General features: G+C 57.1%; 27 protein-coding genes. 22 read left to right on the top strand and 5 right to left on the bottom strand.

The features are described 5' to 3' along the window. The first annotated feature begins 59 nt into the window (after window positions 1–59). The 4 genes from ICA15_RS00755 to ICA15_RS00740 are packed head-to-tail and all read left to right on the top strand — an operon-like array spanning window position 60 to window position 4,650. Window positions 60–677: a hypothetical protein gene (locus ICA15_RS00755; RefSeq protein WP_210555460.1), complete on the top strand. Its 618-nt coding sequence runs from the start codon at window positions 60–62 to the stop codon at window positions 675–677. A gap of 1 nt (window position 678) precedes the next feature. Beyond that, window positions 679–2,169 carry a terminase gene (locus tag ICA15_RS00750; RefSeq protein ID WP_210555461.1) on the top strand — a complete coding sequence of 497 codons (1,491 nt, stop codon included), beginning with the start codon at window positions 679–681 and terminating at the stop codon, window positions 2,167–2,169. Further along, window positions 2,169–3,629, top strand: a complete 1,461-nt coding sequence (locus ICA15_RS00745; RefSeq protein WP_210555462.1) for a DUF4055 domain-containing protein — start codon at window positions 2,169–2,171, stop codon at window positions 3,627–3,629. The genes ICA15_RS00750 and ICA15_RS00745 overlap by 1 nt, the downstream gene beginning before the upstream one ends. Further along, a complete protein-coding gene (locus ICA15_RS00740; RefSeq protein WP_210555463.1) occupies window positions 3,547–4,650 on the top strand; it encodes a minor capsid protein in 1,104 nt (367 codons plus the stop codon). The genes ICA15_RS00745 and ICA15_RS00740 overlap by 83 nt, the downstream gene beginning before the upstream one ends. Here ICA15_RS00740 and ICA15_RS00735 read toward each other — a convergent pair. Continuing rightward, window positions 4,642–5,007, bottom strand: coding sequence for a hypothetical protein (locus ICA15_RS00735; RefSeq protein ID WP_210555464.1), 366 nt, complete (start codon window positions 5,005–5,007; stop codon window positions 4,642–4,644). The two genes, ICA15_RS00740 and ICA15_RS00735, sit on opposite strands and share 9 nt — an antisense overlap. Before the next feature lie 30 nt (window positions 5,008–5,037). On the opposite strand from ICA15_RS00735, the gene ICA15_RS00730 reads away from it, so the two are divergent. The 16 genes from ICA15_RS00730 to ICA15_RS00655 all read left to right on the top strand — a co-directional run bounded on the left by ICA15_RS00730 (window position 5,038) and on the right by ICA15_RS00655 (window position 17,065). Then, window positions 5,038–5,544, top strand: coding sequence for a DnaT-like ssDNA-binding protein (locus ICA15_RS00730; RefSeq protein ID WP_210555465.1), 507 nt, complete (start codon window positions 5,038–5,040; stop codon window positions 5,542–5,544). Window positions 5,545–5,547: 3 nt separating this feature from the next. Then, window positions 5,548–6,321 carry a hypothetical protein gene (locus ICA15_RS00725; protein ID WP_210555466.1) on the top strand — a complete coding sequence of 258 codons (774 nt, stop codon included), beginning with the start codon at window positions 5,548–5,550 and terminating at the stop codon, window positions 6,319–6,321. A gap of 117 nt (window positions 6,322–6,438) precedes the next feature. Then, window positions 6,439–7,212 carry a hypothetical protein gene (locus tag ICA15_RS00720; protein ID WP_210555467.1) on the top strand — a complete coding sequence of 258 codons (774 nt, stop codon included), beginning with the start codon at window positions 6,439–6,441 and terminating at the stop codon, window positions 7,210–7,212. 3 nt (window positions 7,213–7,215) lie between these two features. Then, window positions 7,216–8,193 (top strand): major capsid protein, encoded by a 978-nt coding sequence (locus ICA15_RS00715; RefSeq protein ID WP_073474183.1) that lies wholly within the window; start codon window positions 7,216–7,218, stop codon window positions 8,191–8,193. Between the two features lie 58 nt (window positions 8,194–8,251). Further along, entirely contained in the window at window positions 8,252–8,557 is a 306-nt protein-coding gene (locus tag ICA15_RS00710; RefSeq protein WP_210555468.1) for a HeH/LEM domain-containing protein, read from the top strand. Window positions 8,558–8,567: 10 nt separating this feature from the next. Next, window positions 8,568–8,945 (top strand): hypothetical protein, encoded by a 378-nt coding sequence (locus tag ICA15_RS00705; protein WP_210555469.1) that lies wholly within the window; start codon window positions 8,568–8,570, stop codon window positions 8,943–8,945. Between the two features lie 2 nt (window positions 8,946–8,947). Beyond that, window positions 8,948–9,340 (top strand): hypothetical protein, encoded by a 393-nt coding sequence (locus ICA15_RS00700; RefSeq protein WP_210555470.1) that lies wholly within the window; start codon window positions 8,948–8,950, stop codon window positions 9,338–9,340. A gap of 1 nt (window position 9,341) precedes the next feature. Then, window positions 9,342–9,998: a hypothetical protein gene (locus tag ICA15_RS00695; protein WP_210555471.1), complete on the top strand. Its 657-nt coding sequence runs from the start codon at window positions 9,342–9,344 to the stop codon at window positions 9,996–9,998. Next, window positions 9,995–10,414 (top strand): phage tail terminator-like protein, encoded by a 420-nt coding sequence (locus tag ICA15_RS00690; RefSeq protein WP_210555472.1) that lies wholly within the window; start codon window positions 9,995–9,997, stop codon window positions 10,412–10,414. The genes ICA15_RS00695 and ICA15_RS00690 overlap by 4 nt, the downstream gene beginning before the upstream one ends. Window positions 10,415–10,485: 71 nt before the next feature. Then, a complete protein-coding gene (locus ICA15_RS00685) occupies window positions 10,486–11,142 on the top strand; it encodes a phage tail protein (RefSeq protein WP_210555473.1) in 657 nt (218 codons plus the stop codon). Window positions 11,143–11,145: 3 nt separating this feature from the next. Further along, the gene (locus ICA15_RS00680) at window positions 11,146–11,526 is read left to right on the top strand and encodes a phage tail assembly chaperone (RefSeq protein ID WP_210555474.1); all 381 of its coding nucleotides are present in this window, start codon (window positions 11,146–11,148) and stop codon (window positions 11,524–11,526) included. A gap of 47 nt (window positions 11,527–11,573) precedes the next feature. After that, the gene (locus ICA15_RS00675; protein WP_210555475.1) at window positions 11,574–11,843 is read left to right on the top strand and encodes a DUF1799 domain-containing protein; all 270 of its coding nucleotides are present in this window, start codon (window positions 11,574–11,576) and stop codon (window positions 11,841–11,843) included. Beyond that, complete coding sequence (locus ICA15_RS00670) at window positions 11,840–15,175, top strand: phage tail tape measure protein (RefSeq protein WP_210555476.1); 3,336 nt, start codon at window positions 11,840–11,842, stop codon at window positions 15,173–15,175. Before ICA15_RS00675 ends, ICA15_RS00670 begins: the two co-directional genes overlap by 4 nt. Then, a complete protein-coding gene (locus ICA15_RS00665; RefSeq protein ID WP_210555477.1) occupies window positions 15,175–15,513 on the top strand; it encodes a phage tail protein in 339 nt (112 codons plus the stop codon). Before ICA15_RS00670 ends, ICA15_RS00665 begins: the two co-directional genes overlap by 1 nt. Before the next feature lie 9 nt (window positions 15,514–15,522). Beyond that, window positions 15,523–16,272 (top strand): phage minor tail protein L, encoded by a 750-nt coding sequence (locus ICA15_RS00660; protein WP_210555478.1) that lies wholly within the window; start codon window positions 15,523–15,525, stop codon window positions 16,270–16,272. Window position 16,273: 1 nt separating this feature from the next. Beyond that, the gene (locus ICA15_RS00655) at window positions 16,274–17,065 is read left to right on the top strand and encodes a C40 family peptidase (protein WP_210555479.1); all 792 of its coding nucleotides are present in this window, start codon (window positions 16,274–16,276) and stop codon (window positions 17,063–17,065) included. Window positions 17,066–17,160: 95 nt separating this feature from the next. Here the strand turns inward: ICA15_RS00655 and ICA15_RS00650 are convergent, their stop codons facing one another. After that, entirely contained in the window at window positions 17,161–17,391 is a 231-nt protein-coding gene (locus ICA15_RS00650) for a hypothetical protein (RefSeq protein ID WP_210555480.1), read from the bottom strand. 85 nt (window positions 17,392–17,476) lie between these two features. Further along, entirely contained in the window at window positions 17,477–17,743 is a 267-nt protein-coding gene (locus ICA15_RS00645; RefSeq protein WP_210555481.1) for a hypothetical protein, read from the bottom strand. A gap of 185 nt (window positions 17,744–17,928) precedes the next feature. Between ICA15_RS00645 and ICA15_RS00640 the strand changes: the two genes are divergently transcribed. Next, entirely contained in the window at window positions 17,929–18,210 is a 282-nt protein-coding gene (locus tag ICA15_RS00640) for a DUF4236 domain-containing protein (protein ID WP_210555482.1), read from the top strand. A gap of 101 nt (window positions 18,211–18,311) precedes the next feature. Here the strand turns inward: ICA15_RS00640 and ICA15_RS00635 are convergent, their stop codons facing one another. Next, entirely contained in the window at window positions 18,312–18,845 is a 534-nt protein-coding gene (locus tag ICA15_RS00635) for a hypothetical protein (protein WP_210555483.1), read from the bottom strand. A gap of 344 nt (window positions 18,846–19,189) precedes the next feature. Then, window positions 19,190–19,666, bottom strand: a complete 477-nt coding sequence (locus tag ICA15_RS00630; protein ID WP_210555484.1) for a hypothetical protein — start codon at window positions 19,664–19,666, stop codon at window positions 19,190–19,192. Between the two features lie 112 nt (window positions 19,667–19,778). Here ICA15_RS00630 and ICA15_RS00625 point away from each other — a divergent pair, with 112 nt between their 5' ends. After that, window positions 19,779–20,369, top strand: coding sequence for a hypothetical protein (locus ICA15_RS00625; protein WP_210555485.1), 591 nt, complete (start codon window positions 19,779–19,781; stop codon window positions 20,367–20,369). Window position 20,370 lies beyond the last annotated feature (1 nt).

The following is a 20,370-nucleotide window of genomic DNA, read 5'->3' as shown; positions in this document are numbered from 1 at the left end:
CTGAAAGAACCTAACCAATACCGGCAACCAGCCATCATTTCAAGTCGAAAAGAGTTCCTATGACAACCAAGCAACCCGACTGGGAGCGGATTGAACAGCTCTTCAGGGCTGGTCTGCTCTCTGTCCGAGAGATCGCCGCTGCTTGCGGTGTTTCTCATACAGCAATCAACAAGCGGTCGAAGGCTGAAGGCTGGGATCGCGACCTTAACGCCAAGATCAAGGCTAAAGCGGATTCACTGGTTTCCAAACGGGAGGTTTCCACAAAGGTTTCCACGGAAACGCTGGCAACCGAACGTGGAATCGTAGAGGCCAACGCCGAGGTCATTGCTGACATCAGGATGGCCCACCGAACAGACATTGGCCGCTCTCGTCGCCTGGCCAACAAGCTGCTGGATGAGCTGGAGTCGCTCACCGATGAGCAGGGATCGATCAAGTCTCTGATCAAGCAGTTCAAGGAAGGCGATCACGAAGACGGCGAGGCGATGGCTGACATGCTGGCACTGGCCAACAAGATCGGCGCGCTTCCATCCCGGACCAAGACTATGAAGGAATTGGCCGAGACACTCAAAACGCTGGTTGCCCTGGAGCGCCAAGCTTACGACCTGGACCTGAAAGCCGGCGGTAGCGATGCCGACGAACTCTCAAGCCTGATGGACGAACTATCGAAGGACGCCTGACATGAAGTCCGAGCACATGAAGCTGCTCCGGGATAAGCGTTGGAGGCTCAATAATCTCTACTTCATCACTGACAAACAGGGGAAGAAAACCCGCTTCCGGATGACGGACGAGCAGATTGAATACTTCGATGGGATGCACACGCGGAACATCATCCTTAAGGCTCGTCAGCTCGGCTTCACCACTGAATGCTGCATCATCCAGCTCGACGCCGCTCTATTCGAGTCGGCCAAGTGCGCGCTGATCGCCCATACCCTGAACGACGCCAAGCGCCTGTTCCGGGAGAAGGTGAAGTACGCCTACGACAATCTGCCGAAAGAGATCCGCGCCGCGAACCCTGCGAGCAACGATGCCGCCGGCGAGCTGGTGTTCAGCAAGGGCGGTTCGCTCTACGTCAGCACCTCATTCCGGGGCGGCACGCTGCGTTACCTGCACGTCTCCGAGTTCGGGAAGATCTGCGCCAAGTTTCCGCACAAGGCGCGCGAAATCGTCACCGGCGCATTTGAGGCGGTGGCCACCGATTGCTTCGTCACGATTGAATCGACAGCGGAAGGCCGGGCTGGCTACTTCTTCGACTACTCGCAAACTGCCGAGAAGCAACTGCTCTCCGGCACGCCGCTGGGCAAGCTGGACTGGAAGTTTTTCTTCTTCAGTTGGTGGAAGAACAAGGCCTACTGGCTCGACCCGACCGACGCGGTTATCCCGCAGCGCCTGACCGACTACTTCAACGAGTTGTTCGCCAAGCACGGCATCGAGACCAATCCTGGTCAGCGCGCCTGGTACGCAGCCAAGGAGAAGACGCTCGGCGACGACATGAAACGGGAATACCCGTCTCTGCCGGCCGAAGCGTTCCAGCAGTCGATTGAGGGCGCTTATTACGCCAAGCAGTTCACCAAGCTATACGCCTCTCAGCGCATTGGCGCGCTGCCCGACAATAGTCATTTGCCGGTACACACGATTTGGGATATCGGCGTCGGCGACTCCACGGCCATCTGGTTTGTTCGGATCGTTGGCGAGGAATACCACGTCATCGACTTCTACGAGAACAGCGGGGAAGGTCTTCGGCATTACATGAAGGTGCTCAAGGATCGCAAGTACACATACGGCGATCACTGGGGCCCCCACGACATCGATAACCGTGAATTCGGCAGCGACGGCAAGACCCGGCGCGAACTGGCCCGAGAGGGCTACGAGATCGACGGGCAAAAATACAGCCTCAAGTTCAGCGTTGTTCCAAAGCTCGGTATCGACGAAGGCATTGAGCAGGTTCGGGAGATTCTTCCGGCCTGTGCCTTCGATGAGTCCAAATGCGAACTGGGTATTTCCTGCCTGGAGAACTACCGAAAGGAGTGGGACGACAAGCGCGGCTGCTGGAAAGACAAACCACTTCACGACTGGTCATCGCACGGCGCGGACGCCTTCCGCTACTTCGCTGTCTCGATGGGCCGACGCAAACGCACAGGCGGAACACGCCGAATTGGAGGCTTGGCCTGATGCCAGTGCAATCGACAAACCCCGACTACGACGCGCACATCGCCGAGTGGGAGATGATGGACGACGCCCTCGAAGGCGAATGTGCCGTCAAGCGCAACGACCGCAACCTGCCCAAGCCGAGCGGCATGGTTGAAGCCGAGAAGCTCGACGGTACCGGCAACAAATACCTCTACGAGAACTACACGAACCGGGCTCAGTACGAACACTGGGTGCGTGACTCGCTGCGTTCGATGATGGGCCTAGTCTCGCGACTGATCCCGGAAATTGAACTGCCCGCCGGCCTGAAGGGGCTGGAGGACAATGCCACGGCGGACGGCTTCGGCCTGAAGCAGCTGTTCTTCCGCATGGTGCGCCAGGCGGTCTCGCACGGTCGGGTGCCGCTGGTGGTGAACATCGATGATCGCGGCGAGCCGTACTTCTCGACGTATGCCACGCGCAACGCGATCAACTGGGATACCGCTGATCAAGGTGGGCGGCAGGATCTGGTTCTTTCGGTGTTCCGCGAGTTCCGCAAGAAGGGCGGCGATCGCTACAGCCACGACTGCGACACGGTTTTCCGTGAGTTCTTCCTGAAAGACACTGTCTGCCACACCGCAGTGCGTAATGAGGGGGGCGAGCTCGTCGAGGATGAGAAGCCTTTGGGCACTACTGGCACAGACAACCGGCTGGTCAGAGGCCTGACCTACCTGCCGGTGATCTACTGCGGTTCTACCGACAACTCGCCGGACGTCGACGAGGTGCCTCTACTGACAATGGCGCGCGCCGCGTTGAAGTCGTACCAGCTGAGTGCTGACTACTTCACCGCGCTGCACCAGACTAGTCACCCTCAACCGTGGGTGTCCGGACTTGATGAGTCTGTAGAGCTCAGCGTGACCGGGCCATCAGCTGCTTGGGATCTTGGCCCGAATGGCGAGTGCGGTTACCTGGAGTTCCAAGGTGCCGGCATTGAAGCGGTCCACAAGGCCATGGAGGACCAGAAAAACGCCGCGCTTGAAGCCGGCGCTAAGGTCATGGACGTGGGCGGCACCGAGTCGGGCGAGGCCCGCAAGACCCGCCAAAACGACCAGCACGCCACACTACACAGCATCGTCATTACGGTGGCCGAGGCGGTAGAGCAGGGTCTGCGATACGCCGCTGAGTGGAAGGGGTACGACCCCACGCAGGTCAAGTTCAAGGTGAACCCTGAGTTCGTAACGCCTGAGGTGAGCGCCCAGGTTCTTGCCGAACTGCTCAAGGGCGTGATGGCTGGGACGATCAGCGCCGACACCTACTGGCAGTACCTCACCACCGGCAAGTTGCCGGATCGCCCCTACGAAGACGAAGCCGACCTGATCAGCGATGAGCGCGAGTCGGCCGGCATCAACTTGGACAAAGACGATGCCAACGACAAACCTGGCGCAGGCGGACAGCCAACTGCTGGAGCAGACGACGCGCCACTCGGTAATGCTGGAGCGGCTTAAGGCCGGCGAGGTCAAAAAATTCGAGAAGTACCTGCGCCAGATTGACAAGCTGGTGCGCGAGCAGTTGACCCGCAAGGAGCTGACTACCTACAGCCGGGACCGTCTTGAACAGTTTCTGGCCCGAGTGGACGGCAAGCTGCTGGAGATCTACAAGGCCTATGGTGATCTGGTGCAGGCCGATCTAGTCGATATCGCACTGTACGAGTCGACCTTCGAGGCCAACAGCCTGAGCAATGCGCTGTCCATCAACGCAGTGGTGCCGAGCAATACGGTCATTCGCGCGGCGGTGTTTTCTTATCCGCTGCAGGTGAAAGGCATCGACGGCGGCAAGCTGCTGAAGAGTTTCGTCAGCGGCTGGACGCGCACGGAGACGATGCGTGTGACGAACACAATAAGGCTCGGCTTCGGCCAGGGCCAGACCAATGCCCAGATCATTCAGGCGATTCGCGGCACCGCGGCGCGGAACTTCACGGATGGTGTGTTGGCGGTGAGCAATCGCAACGCTGCATCCGTGGTGCAGACGGCAATCCAGCATGTGGCCACGACGGCACGAATGGAAACGCTGAAAGCCAACAGCGACGTGGTGCTCGGCTATCGCTGGGTTTCGACGCTCGACCGCAAGACCTCGCAGCAGTGCAAGGGCTTGGATGGCATGCGCTTCGACCTCGGCAAAGGGCCTCTGCCGCCGGCGCACATCAATTGCCGGTCGACCACGGTGCCTACAACTAGGCTTTCGGAGCTTTTCGCCAAGGACGCCACGCGCGCTTCGGTGGGCGATAACGGTGGGGAACAGGTCGACGCAGGCTTGAACTATTACGAGTGGCTAGCGACACAACCGGCGAGCTTTCAGGATCATGCGCTCGGACCAGTGCGAGCCAAGTTGTTTCGCGATGGGGGACTGACGCCGGAGAAGTTCGCCAAGCTGCAGCTCGACAAATCGTTCAAGCCGCTGACCCTGGCGCAACTGAGGGCGGCCGAGCCAGACATGTTCATCCGCGCGAATCTATTGGCGTCAGCCTAAGATGCTACCTGGCCAATCCCGCGATACGTTATTGAGCATGGGAGGTTCTTTCCCGATAAAAATTCGTAGGGATCCGACTTTGTAATCTCCGGGAATGTCAGAGCGCATCAGTACGTGCGGGTCTTCTCCTTCTTGGAACTCGTAAGTAGCAATTCCAACCTCGCACTGTGCCTCATTCAGAATGAGCGGCAAACACTCTTCAGTAAGCTGAACCACTACAGGGGCGCTTGACTGTGTCAAGACGCCTTGGAATCCGATGAGAGTTTTGAGGCCGGATTTGTGGCGTATGCAGAAAAGAAGTGCGCCATCTTCACAGCCTTTTGTGGGGTAAAGTTCGCTTAAGACAAAGCGGTACATTTTTCTTCCTTAATTGAGTATTTTGGCGAGATGCTTATATCTGAACGAGTGCTGGTAGTCGAGCATGGTCAGGGGAGTAGGTTTTCCAATAGCTTCGTTACGCTGGAGAAGCTGACTTTCTACCGCGACTACTACGGGTTCCGGATACCTGAAGCTGAGGCTGAGCAGGTCGAACTGCTCCTGCGCGCCGCTGCTGACATCAACGGTCGGCAGTGGAAGGGCCGAAAAGCCAAGCCTGAACAGGCAATGGCCTGGCCCCGGCGTGACTGCAAGATCGAATACCAGACGCTGTCCGAGACGTTCGTGCCCTTTGAACTTGAATGGGGCCAGGTGCGGCTGGCAGTTGAGTTATACGCCGCTGAGCAGGGATTCCAGATCGAAGAGCCGACGCATTGCATGGAGCCAAACGGGCGACGAACTCGGCTCAACCGCGATACGCCGGGCTTTCGCATGCGCCCACCGCCATACGCGCCGAGTAGGACGCAGTTCGCCGATTATCTTAGAATGCGCGGTTTGCGCTTGGTCGCTAAGGAATAGCTGATGTTCAGATTAGTGCGTTGGATGCTTTGGCTTATTGCGCTAGTCGCAATGATCGCTCTGGCCTTTTTGCTCGGCTTGTCTTTTGGGGTCGGAAATAATCATGACAAGTTCATTGCTGAAACCGTACCTATCCTCTCCATGCTAGGAGGGTGGGTGTCGGGTTTAGGCGCACTGCTTGCAGTGGGCTTTGCACTCTTTCAATCTAACAGACAGCAGGAGAAAGAGAGAGCGAGATGCCGAATTATTGTCGAGGAAGGGGAGTGGTTTCTGACAGTTTTAGTAGTATCTGAGGGGATAATTCCAACCAACATCCTGTCAGCCTCCATTTCATTTGACGGCGGTTCCCACGTTTACCATCTATCGAAATTCCCGAGACTAGGTGTGGTATTTCCTACGAAGCTCGAGAGGGGTGACGTTTTAACCCTCGTTGACGTTCATCGTGATGATTATCGAAGGCTAGCGTTATGTATCGCTGACATGGTTGTTGCTGATCTAAAAGCATCCGAATTGACACCAAACATAAATGACAAGCAAAAAGCTGCTGACTATTTCGCTGAGCTAAAAGCATGCGGTGAGCGCGATGCGAAACTTTTATTAAAGACCGCTCACAAGGACATGATTCAATCCCTACCATCCAGCTTAATGCGCACTCTCTTCTCTTTAGTGGAATCAGAACACCGGATGCAGTGGGAAGTAGACAGAGAGGATCAACGCAAAGACCTCGCGAAATACGATTACCTATTCGATGAGACTGATGAGTCGCCATCTAATTGAGAAAGCTTACGTTATCGAGCTATTGATCTAGACGAAACACTTTTAAACGAAAACCTCGGCCTTGCCGGGGTTTTTTTATGCCCGTCAGGCGGGCCAATCCATCCCCAGGGGATACACATGCCATTTGAATTTGACCCGGCCGCCGCTGGCCTCACCCTCGACGCAACTCAGACCGCAGCCCTCCAGGAGGCGCTTGGCGGCAAAGTTCAGGAGTATCTGGACAAGGAAGTAAACGGGCTCAAGTCCAAGAATCAGGAATTACTGGGCTCTAACCGAACCATCAAGACCGAACTGGACAAGCTGAAAGGTCAGTTTGAAGGCCTAGATATCGATGCGGTAAAAGGCTTGCTCGCTAAGGTCGGTCAGGACGAAGAAACCAAGCTGATCGCCGAGGGCAAGCTCGACGAGGTGATCAACCGCCGCACCGAGCGCCTGCGCACTGACTCCGATAAGCAAATTAAGGCCGCGAATGAGCGGGCCGACAAGGCCGAAGCCTTCGCTGCCAAGTACAGCGACAAGGTACTGGCCGATTCTATCCGCGCCGCAGCTATCAAAGCCGGCGCGCTCCCCGAGGCTGCCGAGGACATCATCCTCCGCGCCCGGGGCACTTTCAAACTCAGTGAAGACGGCGAGGCCATCGCCACCGACCGTGACGGCGAGGTCGTTTACGGGAAGGACGGGAAGACCCCGCTGTCACCGCTCGAATGGGCGGAGTCACTGCGTGAAACAGCAACACACCTGTGGCCAAGGGCTCAGGGTGCCGGCCCGACCGGCGATCAAGGTGGCAAGGCCACGAAAAAGTGGGGCGAGTACACGGAAACCGAACGCGCTGCGATCGCCCGCGACAACCCCGAGCTGTTCAAGAAAATCCAGGCCACCAAAGGAACCTAATTCATGGCAACTACCCAACTGACCGACATCTTCGTCGGTGACTACTACGCCTCGCTGGAGCCGGTAAATAGCCCGGAAAAAACCGCTGTCTACGAGTCGGGCATCGTCACCCGCTCGCCTGTCCTGGACGCTATCGCTTCCGGCAGCCAAGGCACCGCCGAGATCAGCTACTGGCAGGATCTCAATGCTGATGAAGCCCCGAACATCAGCAACGATGACCCGAACGACCAGGGCGAAGTCGGCAAAGTCACTCAGGACAGCATGCGTGCTCGCGTCCTGTACCTCAACAAAGGTTATGGCGTGGCCGACCTGACCGCCGAACTCGCGAACAGCGAGCCTCAGCAGCAGATTCGCAACCGCTTCGGCACCTACTGGACGCGCCAGTGGCAGCGTTACGCTCTCGGCGCAGCGCGCGGCATCATCGCGTCGAACATCGCCAACAACGGCGGCGACATGGTGATCGACGCAGGGGCGACCATCAGCGCGAACGCCTTTCAAGATGCCGCTTTCACTGCCGGCGATGCGGCCGACCAGTTCGGAGCGATCGGCGTGCACTCGGTAGTGATGAACCAGATGGTCAAGCAGGATCTCATCGAGTATCTGCGCGACTCCGACGGAAAAATCATCTTGGCCACCTACCTGGGTAAGCCGGTGTTCATGGACGATGGCCTGGTTTACGGCGCTGGCAAGTACCTGTCGGTATTCTTCGGCCAAGGCGCATTCGGCTACGGCGAAGGCACGCCGAAGGTTCCGGTGGAGATCGAGCGCAAACCGGGCGGCGGTAATGGCGGCGGTGCCGAGGTGCTGTGGGAGCGGAAGACGTACATCCTCCAGCCTGCTGGCTTCAGCTGGAAAGGCTCCGAAGCTCAGAACCTCAGCCCGACCGCGACCCAGTATGCCGCTGCTGCCAACTGGGAACGCGTGTTCAGCCGCAAGCAGGTCCCATTCGCCGCCGTCATCAGCGGTACCACCACGCCGTAATCCGGCCTTCACTTACCCTGGCGTCTGCATGGGCGCCGGGCTGCATTTGAGGTGACTCATGAAAGTTATCTATACGGACAAACCGAGCAAAGAGCGCGGCGTGTGCTACCGCCTGCTGAGCGAATTCTTCGGCGTCATTGGCACTGCCACTGAGGTGGTCATCGAGGGTGATGCGCCTGAAATTTACGATGCGTACGAAGCGGCGGGCATCAAAGTTTCGGACGGCAAGGAGCCAGAAAATGCTGAAACCGACCCTCTGAAAATGAAGGTCCCCGAGCTGAAAGACTGGCTGACGGCGAAGGGCATCGCCTTCGACCCAGCCGCCAAGAAAGAAGACCTGCAGGCTCTGGTGCCAGCCGAATAAGGACAAACACATGACCGACTTCATCACCGTTGCCGATGTTGACGCTTCGCTGGGTCCTGGCTGGGCCGGCGCCGGTGATCCGGTCCTTGCTGTGACCATGGCCAACGCTTGGCTCACGGCCAAGATAAAGCGGGCTGTTCCCAATCCGGTTCCGATCGAGATCAAAACAGCCGGCGCTCAGGTCGCCAAAGATGCGGCGGCGGGCAAGCTGTACACGTCCACGCAGAAGGAAGTGCAGAGCAAGACGGTATCGGCACAGTCCGGAACGTCTGTGAGCAAGACCTACGTGGAGGGCTCTACTGATCAGTCGGCGGGCGTGAATTTCGCTCTGGCGCTGCTGGCCCCGTGGATCACGCGCTCCGGCGTGATGATGCTGAAAAGGATCTGATCATGGGCATGCGCGAGGAGATCCGGGCCGAACTGGCCGAAGCGTTCGACGATCCGGATGGCTTGGCCGACGCAGTCAGGCCGGTCACAGGCGTGCGCAAGGTTGCGGGCGAATATGACCCTGACCTCGGTGGCGAAACGCCTGAGACCACTGTGACTTATACCGGACGCGGCGTCATGGGTAGCTACCTTTCAAAGGAAATCGATGGCTCCCTAATCCAGACCACTGACAAGAAGTTGCTGGTGCTGCAGAACGAACTGTTCGTGTCTGAGGCCGGTGTTCCGACGGCGGTACTGGCTGCCCCAGCCATCGGCGATATCGTCAACGGGCTGCGGGTGATGAACGTGTCTGCGGACCCTGCTGATGCAACGTGGACAGTTCAACTGAGGAAGTGACATGGCGAATAAATACGCGAGCATGAACGACAGCTTCGCCGAGAATATCCGCGACTTCGCCGAGCGCGCTCAAGCCGGAATCGACGCAACCATCCGCGAGATCGTGATCGAGATCGGCAGCAGCGTTATCCGCATGTCACCGGTGGGAAATCCTGAAATCTGGGCAGCGAACGTTGCTCACCGCCAGACCAACACCCGCGCAGCCGAAGACTATGACTTCAAGGTCGCAATGCGCAACACGATCATCAACCTCAACGAATCGAACTTCACGAAGGCCGGCAAGCTGCGGCGGGGTGTCAAGTATGCCAAGCCCCTTACAAAGACCGAGCGTGACCAGAATTTCAATGTGAATGGCCTGGTGACGGGCAAGGATTACGTCGGCGGGCGGTTTCGTGGGAACTGGCAGTTTTCCATTGGCACACCTACAGAGGGCACGCTTGATCAGGTCGATCCGGCTGGCGGTGTGACGCTGGCCAAGCTGCGCCTTCAGGTCCAGGCACTCACCGCGGGCGAGACGGCCTACATCGTGAATAACCTGCCATACGCGGTGCCTCTAGAGTACGGCCACTCCAAGCAGGCACCGGGCGGCATGGTGCGCGTCACCCTGGCCCGTTTTCAGCAGATCGTCGACGAAGCCACAAGGAACAACCGGGTATGAGCCACGCCATTATTGCCTCGATCTACGAGGCCAAGCTCATTGCCTGGAGCAAGGCCCGGCTGGAGCCGATCAAGGTTGTATTCGAAAACGTCCAATACGTCCCGGCCGACAGCGAAACCTATCTGCGGGCGTTCTTGCTGCCGGGCGATACCGCGAGCAGCACGCTCGCCGGCGACCACCGCGCGTTCATCGGCGTCTACCAAGTCAGCATTGTGGCGCCGGCCGGCACCGGCAAGGCGAAGACCAACCCGCTTGTGGCGGAGCTGACCACGCTGTTCCCGCTTTATGCGCGAGACACAAAGGCAGGCATCACCGTCGTTACGATGTCGCCAGTTGATGCCGGCCCCGGGATACCTGATCCACCTACATACACTGTACCGGTGTCGTTCGAGTATCGAGCTGACATCGCCACTTGAATACGCCCGTTGGGCATACCCCGAAACCCGCCTCTGTGCGGGTTTTATCATTTCTGAAAGAGGAAACACCCATGGCCGGCATCCAAATGCCCAACGGCGCCACCTTCGAGATTGCTGCCACTTACGGCCCCACGATCCCATTCACTGCCTTGACGAACGCCAATCCAGCCGTCGCTACCGCGGCAGCGCATGGCCTGGCCGAGGGCGATGTTATCGCCGTCAACTCCGGCTGGACTCGCCTTGAAGGGCGGGGCGTACGAGTTGGCGAGATCGCCAGCGGCACTTTCGCGCTGGAAAACGTGAATACCGTGAACGTCCAGCAGTATCCGGCCGGCTCGGGCATTGGCTCGGTACGAGAGGTGACTGGTTTCACTGAGATCTCGCAGATCACCGAGCTGAACTCCAGCGGCGGCGATCAGCAGTTTCTGACCTTTGGCTTCCTGGCCGACGATGATGATCGCCAGATGCCAACCACCAAAAATCCGATCACGCTGACCATCACCGTTGCCGATGATCCCTCCAAACCCTACGTGGAAGTCTGCGAAGCTGCAGACGACGACAAGCAGGCGCGCTTGCTCCGACTCAACCTTCCTGGCGGCAGCAGCATCATCTACAACGGCTACGTGTCTATCACTTCGACACCGACCATGTCCCGCAACAACCTGATGACCCGTGTCATCAGCATCGCGTTGACCGGTCGCCCAACTCGCTACGCGGCCACGGTGTAAGCCATGGCCAAATTCAAGTTGATCCAGAAGCCGACCTTCAAAGCGTCGGTGATGATCCAGCGGGCGGGCTATAGCGCCGAAAAGGTGGAGTTCGAGTTCAAGTACTTGGACCGCACCGAGCTTGCGGACCTGTATACCGCCTGGAATGAGCGACACAACGAATTGAGCACGCAGGTCGGCGACATGGACCTCAAGGCGTTCACGGCTGCTCAAATCGATCTGCAGGTTGAACAGCTCCTGGCGGTGGTAGTCGGCTGGGATATCGAAGAGAAGTTCACGCCTGAAAACGTGCGCATCCTCGTCAACTCGATCAACTCGGCCCCCAAGGCTGTGCTGAACGCATACGCCGAAGCCTTCAGCGAAGCCCGCCTGGGAAACTCCTAAGCGCCTCCCGCGCCCTGTATGAGCCTGGGCCATCAGATGCAGACCTGATGGCCTTCGGCTTATCGCGCCAAGACATTCCCGACAAGGAAGTCGGCATCTGGCCGGACAACTGGGAGGCCTTCAAAGTCTTCGAGGCCATGAGCACCCAGTGGCGCACAGGCGCGTGCGGCGCAACAGGGATGGACTACAGCGTTCTATCCGGTGTGATTCGGATGTGTGGCGTACCGATCAGCCAGCGACAAACCATTTTCAGCGACTTCCGGCGAATGGAGGCTGAAGCCTTGCAGGTGATGGCGGAACAGAGAGATCAAAAATGAGCACCAACTTCGCTTCCCTGGGTATTGCGGTCGAGTCGTCACAGGCTGCAAAGGCTGCTGACGATCTGGATAAGCTCGTCGATTCGGCAGGAGGCGCCCAGAAGGCCATTGATGACCTGGGCAAAACGGGCGAAGGCCTGGCCAACACTGGTAAAAGGGTTTCCCAGGCAGAAGCGGACGTTGCGCAAAGCATCGATAAATCAACGGCGGCAAGGGACCGTCAAGCCGGGGCAAGTCGCAAAGCAACTGACAGCGCAGTAGCGGAAATCTCCGTCATCAGTCAGCTCGACAAGGCGATGACGGGCAATATCTCGAGCATGGAATCGCTGGTTCAGGCCGAGGGATTGCTGGAGCGCGCCCGCAAGGGCGGCTTGGTCACCATCGAGGAGCAGGCCAAGTACCGGGATCAACTGGGTAAGGCCTACGACAAGATTGAAAAGGCGGAAGCCAAAGAGCTGGCCCAGAAGCAAAAGCTGATTGATGCTGAGAATCGCCAGATTGAGGCGCTGAAGCGCACCGTCAACGGTATTGATCCAGTGACCGCCAAGTTGGCGAAGCTGGAGGCTCAGGAGAAGGCGCTAAACGACCTGCACAAAGCTGGGCAGATTGATGCCGAGCGCTATAGCGAAGCCCTGGCCAAGATCGGCAAGGATCGAGCGGGCCTGACTGAAGCCGCGGGAGCATTCGACAAACTAAAGCTCGGCACTCGCCAAGCTCAAGAAAACGTCATGCAGCTCGCCAATGCCATTCAGGCGGGTGATCTGGGCAGTGGTGCGCGCGCGATCGCTCAGCTGGGCGCTGGCGCCGGTGAATCGGCCAAAAATCTCGCGGGGATGCTGATTCCGGCTGGCCTTTTGGTCGCTGTAATTGGGTCGCTGGGCTACGCCTACTTCGATGCGATGAAGCAGGCGCGCGAGTTCAATGCCGCTATCAACGGCGGTACGAATGGTGCTGGGCAGACCATCGCCAGCCTGAAGGACATGGCCGAAGGCGCTGGGCGCGTCACCGGCAATCTGTCCGGCGCCCGCGAGGCAGTTGTTTCGCTTGCATCCGGAGCAGCTACCAGCGGTACGCAAATGCGTAATCTGGCTGAAGCCGCAGCGGCCGTGAGTGAAGTAACTGGCCAAGGCGCTGCCGAACTCGCCAAGTCTTTCGCCACCGCTGGCGACACGGCAACAGAGGCCGCAGGCAAGATCAGTAGCCAGTACGGGTTGCTGACCCTCGAGCAGTATCAGGTTATCAAAGCACTTGATGATCAGGGCGAGAGCCAGCGTGCGCTTGATGTTCTCAGCGAAGATGTGAATCAGGCCGCACTTAAGCGATTGGAAGCCTATCGCGCGTCCCTATCAGATGTTGAGCGCGACTGGGACAAAATCAAATCAGCCATCAAAGGCGCGTACGCCGAGGTCCGTTCGGAAATATTCCCGGACTTGGCCAAGCAGATCGAGATCACTCAGCGCATTCTGGATACCCGCAAGGGTGGCGGAGTAGCGGGCACAATCTCCAATGGTCTCAGCTCTCTGAACACGGCGCTGGGCCTGGGCACTGGCGTGCATGACGACTCAACAGAAGCTTTGGAGAAAAAGCTCGCCGGCCTCAAAGCCAGAATGTCGGCAAGCACCGATTTGGCAATCGCCACCGGTGAGAACACAGATGCCAATCAGAAGGCTATCGAAGTTCAGAAAGCGCTCGATGCTCAGCTTGATGACGTTAATCCGCTAAATAAGCGCAAGGCCGCACTGGATAAGCTCAACCAGCAGTTCAAAACCCTGTACGAGAATGCGGAGAAAACAGGACAGAAGTCACCCCTGCTTGAGGGCGTATTTTACGACGGCAGCAAGTTCTCTGGCGGCGCCTACGACACGCTGAAGAAAGGGCTTGAAAATAAGAACAAAGATCCGAAATCGGCAGCGTCTCAGGTCGACCTGGCAGGCTTCAATGATGCCAAAAACGCTTTGGCCGCCATCAGCGCTGACTATAAAAACGCTCAGAAGGAACTGGAGGCAGCGCAGAAGGCCGGGCTTGTTTCTCAGGCTGACTATGCCCTGAAGCGCGAAGCGTTGATCGGCAACGAGCGTGACGAAGTGAACAGCGCGTACGAGGCTGAGATTGCTGCGCTGGAAGCTGCAAAGGCGAAAAAGACCACGACCGCGGCGCAGAGCATCCAGCTCGACCAAAAGATCGCTGACGCGCGCGCCGGCATGGTCAAGGCGCAAAAAGACGCTGACAGTCAGTTGGAAGTGCTGCGCCTCAATGAAGAGGAAAGGGTCAAGAAGCAGACCTACACGATGGACCAATATGTCCAGGCGCTGAATCAGCAGCAGCGGGCGCTGGAGCTCGCAGGGAAACGTGCGGTCCTAGGTGTCGGTCAAGGCGATCGTCAGAATGCGCTTAATGGTGAGCTGAACAGCCAGCAGGATCGGTTCGCACAGCAAGCATTGGAATTGGCTAACCAGAAGTTCGACCCATCTCGGAAGATGTCCGAAGAAGAGTTCGCACGCAAATCGCAGGCGCTCGCCGATGCGAACAAAGCTGCAACCGATCAGATCCGGCAGAACTACGCCGATGTCGAAAAAGCACAAGGGGACTGGACCAAAGGCGCAACTTCGGCCTGGGCAAATTACCTGGACTCGGCGAGCAACATCGCCGGACAGACAAAGACCTTGTTCGGCAACGCCTTCAGCTCGATGGAAGACGCAGTCGTCAACTTCGCCATGACCGGCAAGCTTTCGTTTGCGGATTTCACCAAGTCGATCTTGGCGGATATGGCTCGGATCGCGACCCGTCAGGCCAGTTCGGCGCTGCTGAGTAGTTTGGTCGGAGCGGGTGCGAGCTACTTCGGCGGAGCCGCGGCCGCTTCGTCAGCAGGCTCAACCGCTGCGGGTTATAGCGGTGATCTCTCTGGTTTCACGCCGGGTAGTATCCAGGCGAACGGTGGTGCATGGTCTGGCGGCGTTCAAATGTTCGCAAAGGGTGCGGCGTTCACGAATTCCATACTGAACCAGCCAACCGCGTTCGGGATGGCTGGCGGCGATATCGGCGTGGCGGGCGAGGCGGGACCAGAGGCGATCATGCCGCTGACCCGAACCGCCGGTGGCCAACTTGGTGTTCGCGCAATCAGTGGCGGCGGGAGTGGTGGCGGCAACGTTTACAACTTCCCTGTCGCGGTATCGGTTCAAACCCAAGGCAGTGTCGGCGCTGCCAGCACGGAAGACACAACACAGCTTGGCAAGGGCATCCAGCAGGCGGCAAAAACTGAAGCTGAAACCGCTATTGCCCGAGCGCTGCAGCCGGGCGGTTCGATCTGGCGTCTTACAAATGGGAGGGGCTGATGGCCATCGAGACATTCACCTGGCCGACTCAGCACGGTGACTCGCCCGAGATTTCCTATCGGGTGCGCACTTCGCAGTTTGGTGGCGGCTACAAGCAGGAAGTCGGCGACGGGCCGAACAACAAGGAAGACGCGTACCCCATAACCTTTAGCGGCTCCCAAGCCAAGGTGCTGGAGATCATGAGCTTCCTTGACCGACACGCCGGCGCGAAAGCCTTCCTCTGGACGACGCCTCTTGGTCAGCTCGGCCTGTTCACCTGCAAGAACCCCGTACCCACTCCGGTGGGCGGCGGCGTGTTCAAACTCACCGCAACGTTCGAGCGGGCATTCCAACCATAAGGGGCAATCATGCCGCTGATCAGTGACATTCAGGTGCTTGAGCCTGGCAGCGAAGTGCTGCTCTTTGAATTGGACGGCACGGAATACGGCGCGGACGTTTTGCGCTTCCACGGGCACGCGATTCCGCACACGGCGGCCGAGTTGATCGCCGCCGGCGACAATTCCGACCAACTGCCGGCGAAAGCGATCTACTGGCAGGGCAACGAGTACAGCGCCTGGCCGATGCAGATTGATGGCATTGAGGCGAACGGCGACGGCACTGCAGTTCGGCCGACACTGTCGGTTGGCAACGTCAATGGTCGCATCACGGCGCTGTGCCTCGCGTTCGAAGATCTGCTCGAGTTCAAGTTGACGATGCGCCACACGCTCGGCAGCTACCTCGACGCGGCGAACTTCCCCGCCGGCAATCCGACGGCAGACCCAACTCAAGAGACGATCGAGGTCTGGTACATCGACCAGAAGACGAGCGAGGACGGGGAGACGGTCAGCTGGGAGCTGGCCAGCCCGGGCGACGTCGGCAACGAGTCAATCGGTCGACAGGCCACAACCCTTTGCCATTGGTGTCTCACCGGCGGCTATCGCGGGCCGAACTGCGGCTACACCGGCCCGTACGTCACGAAAGACGGCGTCATCACCGATAACCCTGAACTGGACCAATGCGACGCCACGCTGGGCAAGGGTTGCATCCCACGTTTCGGCGAAGGCAACCCGCTGCCGTTCGGTGGATTTCCCGCAGTTTCTCTGATTGCCCGGAGCTGACATGCGCAAACACATTTTGAACGCGATCCAGGCGCACGCGCGGCAATGCTATCCCGCAGAATCGTGCGGTCTGCTGCTGGCCGTGGGCCGCAAACAGCAGTATTACCCGTGCCGCAACGTCTCGACCGAGCCGAACGAAGAATTCCGGATCGATCCCGAGCAATACGCAGCGGCCGAGGACGTCGGCGAGGTGATCGGTGTGGTGCACTCGCATCCGGACGCGACCAGCCGGCCGTCACCGCGCGACCTGGCCATGTGCGAAGCGACCGCGTTGCCCTGGCACATCCTGAGCTGGCCCGAAGGCGATTTGCGAACGGTCATGCCGTCCGGTGAAGTGCCGTTGCTGAAACGCCCCTTCGTGCACGGCGCCTGGGACTGCTGGCAGGTCTGCGCTGATTGGTACAAGCGCGAGTGGGGGCTTAAGTTCGAAGCGTTCAAGCGCGCCGACGGCTGGTGGGAGAGCAAGGACAACACCAGCCTGTACGAATCGAACTACGAAGCAGCCGGCTTCTACCGCGTCGACCAGCCTAAGCGCGGCGATATGATCGTGATGGAAGTGGGGCGGACGGTTTACCCAAATCACGCCGGGATATTTCTGGGTGCCGATCCGGCGTTGCCAGGTGAGGATGCGGCGACATTCGGCCCCGGGCCGTTCCTGCTGCACCATCTGTACGGAAGGCCGTCGGAGGTCATCGTTTTCGGAGGGCCATGGTGGGACAGAACACGCCTGATTCTTAGGCACAAAGATGCAAAATCGATCATGATTCGACGTGACCATGGAGAGATAGTATGACGTTACAGATAGCAGTTACTAAAAATGGGCAGATAGCGGTTTCTGGTTTAGGGCTTGGATGGGTGCCGGTAGTAGCTCCAGCACCCACCACTCAGTCAGGAAATGCGTGACTGAAGCAGAGTCAGGATGTCCGTGTATTGGGCCTGATTGCCGTTCTGTACTTGAACTGTTTTCAGGTCTTCAAGCTCAGCCTTCAGTGCTTGCTTGTCCAAAGAGTCTATTTTTGAAATCGATCTGATAATCGCCATCAATGCATTGATGGTTACCGCAGATACAGAGTTGGCTGTTTGTTCCAGCGCAGCTACGCGCTGATCAATGGTTTGCATCTTTCGACCTCCAGGTCATTAACGCGCCGAGATTGGCGCAATCCCAGTCCTTGGGCTTGCAGGCAAAGGACTGGGCACTCTAAGGTCAATCTTCCTCTGGGCCGTTCGGATCCGACGGTTCCGCTATGACGTCCATGTACTTGTTGAAGACTTCAACGAACTCCGGATCTGCTGTTTCATTTTTTACCACAAGGCTAAACGTTTCCTTTTTCTTGGTCGAAAAGTGGGTGTCAATTACAACGCCGCTCACTACGTACTGTGTGCCGCACTGAATAGACGTTTCCTCCTCAAATTTCTCGTGTTGTTTGATGTAATTTACCAGCGGGAGAAGCAGCTCTTTTTTTACGCGCATCGTCTTTACCTTGATCCTTTCTGTTCTCTTGATGCTCTCTCAACAAACATGGCATCAAGGCACAACGCTACTACGCATGGATCCAATTTTTCCACTGGGCTTTCATCCACGCTGGATGGGCGAACAGCTTGGCGTAAATTTTAATCGGACTATGATGGCTTTTCGCTTTCTCAAGGAGTTGAGCAATGGCATTTCGCATTCGTAAAAGCCTTAAAATCGCCCCAGGCATTCGCCTCAATGTCAGTAAGAGCGGCCTCAGCACATCGATAGGCGGAAAAGGCACGACGGTGAATCTGAGCAAGCGCGGGACGAAAGTAACGAGCAGCCTTCCGGGAACAGGGCTTTCTTCATCCAAGCTGTTTGGCGGAGCGAAGAGTGGCGTTGCTAAAACCGCGCCTACACCTATGTGGGCACACATTGTCATATGGCTCATAATTGCCGCTGTTCTCTGGGCAATCTTTAGTTGAGCAAAGCCCCAGCTCGTTGCGGAGTTTTTTCATTCCCTGAATATTACACAGATGAGGCTCTGCGTTTGGCGATGGCTGCTGTTGCAAGTCGGAAAGCTTTCTCAAGGCCGCCTAGCCGCAAGCGCGCCATCCAAATCGCGAGCCAAATCGTCAGCGAGAATTCCTAAAACGGTCCACATCGCAATTATTCGATTGCGAACAGCAATGGCGTGCGTGCTTTCGTCTTCGCCTTCTGGATCATAGGATGCGCCACCTTCGAAGACACTGAGAGCAACCGACTCGCTCTGCTTAAAGAACTTCAGCAAGAGCGTACCTAGTCGCACTGGCTCGTTCCGATGCCCCAAGGCATTGCGCAGGTTGTTGAGTGATTTAACTGCATCCCAAAGCCCGGGTGATGCGGCTAGACCCGCGATTGATTTGCACAGCTCAGTAGCTGTCCCAAAGGTGAATATGTCGTTTCGGTCGTGCGGGCGAGAATATTGAGCGACGCCCGCAGAGATCACATCGTGGAGCCTCTCCTCAATCATCATGTGACCCCGAAGCACAGCCGTTAGAAGCGCATCATCTTGGTCGAAGGCTTGATGAAATTGCGTGATCTTATTACCGATATCCTGCGTAAAAGGCGTTCTCTTCATTTTCATCCTTGAATAAGCGTGGGCGGCGAATGGTGTCAGGTCTTTCGTCCGGGCTCGCGAGAGGCTTCGATCTCAGCGCGGTCATTTGCTTGGGCAAACATCTCGAGAAGCATCTGGTCATGAGCTTTCTGAGTAACCGAGTAAACCATGCATCGGTCAAGCAGGATTGTTTGCATGCTTCGAGCTGAGGCCAAGTGCTTGGGCTCGACGGAAATTGTCGCCGTTCTGCCGCTCCGTTTATCGGTCACTTCCAAGTTGTACCGGCCAATTAAGCCGTCTTCCCGTTTGGTTTGGCCTAGGCATTTGAGGGTTAGATTCTGTTCCGACACGCGGGTCTCCGTTGACTATGATTTGTTCAGGAGATCAGCAAATGCCCAAAGCATCGTCCCTACTGATGCTACGAAGAACGCATGCTTCTTAATTTTTTTAGATAGGATGCGTTGGATCGCATCATTTGCGAGGGTTAAGCGACGCTTGTGCTCTTTTTCTGAAATTTCGATGATGTGCTGTGCGCTTGTTTTGGGATTTATACCATACAGATGAGGATTCCTTTTTACCTGCATCAACACTACTTCGACTGTGACACCTTGGACAAGGCTCATTATTTTCTTGACGTATTGATCAAGAATACCGGTGACTTCAGAAATCATTGCCAAGAAAACGAGAAACGCGCCAAACCTCGCTAACCACATCCAATCTCGTGTCCAGAAGCTGATTCCGATTCCAACTGCAAGGACCATAGTGACGAGCAGATAAGCTGCCGCTAAATAGCGCTTTGGAATGTTGAATCCCTTGCCCATCACCTCATCAATGTCTCTCATGTATTTTCTGCGACCTCGCAAATCTAGTTCGGTCGTGTAAGCCTAGCCAACCGGCTGCTTCGTTTCCTCCATTCTGATGATATCTTTCCTATTTGTCACAGGAGTGACCTGCATGAAACTGATCGTAGGAGCTGTTTTGTCCATGGCGTTGGTCGGGTGTCTCGACCAGAGCAAGCGGCCAGAAGGGCTTGTTAACGCAACGAAGCAGGCAGAAGGAATCGTGATAGCTGCCAAATCCCCTGATGCAGCTGTTAAGTCGTGGTGGGCAGTCAGAGACGCGGGCATAGCCCTTGATCGTGAGGCTTGTTATGAATTCGAGAAAATGAAAAGCCCTACGATCAAGAAACTAAAAGCACTGGCTTCGAAAGATCTCCTAATCCCGGAAGTATGCATCGTCGACGATCCATTGTCGTTTGACCGAAAAATCACCAAGGTTGAAATTGAGTCTGATACTAGATCAGTGGTCATGGCGGTGATTAAAAACTCCACCCCTCCGGACCCTGGAGCAGAATTTGACGATAGCGATAGAGAGGCCAAAGAGTCTGGGGAGAAATACCGGTATACGCTTGAGCGGAAAGACACATCAGGCAACTGGCAAATCTCAAGGATTGAGAATTTCCCCTCCTATGCTCGGGATTGGGAAGATGCATATACAGAGCCTAAACCATCAATCAACCGGTACGTTTACGATCAGTACCAGTAAT

The sequence above is a fragment of the Pseudomonas sp. P116 genome (assembly GCF_020149425.1).
GTDB lineage: Bacteria > Pseudomonadota > Gammaproteobacteria > Pseudomonadales > Pseudomonadaceae > Aquipseudomonas > Aquipseudomonas anatoliensis.
This window is presented reverse-complemented; position numbering and strand designations above follow the sequence as displayed.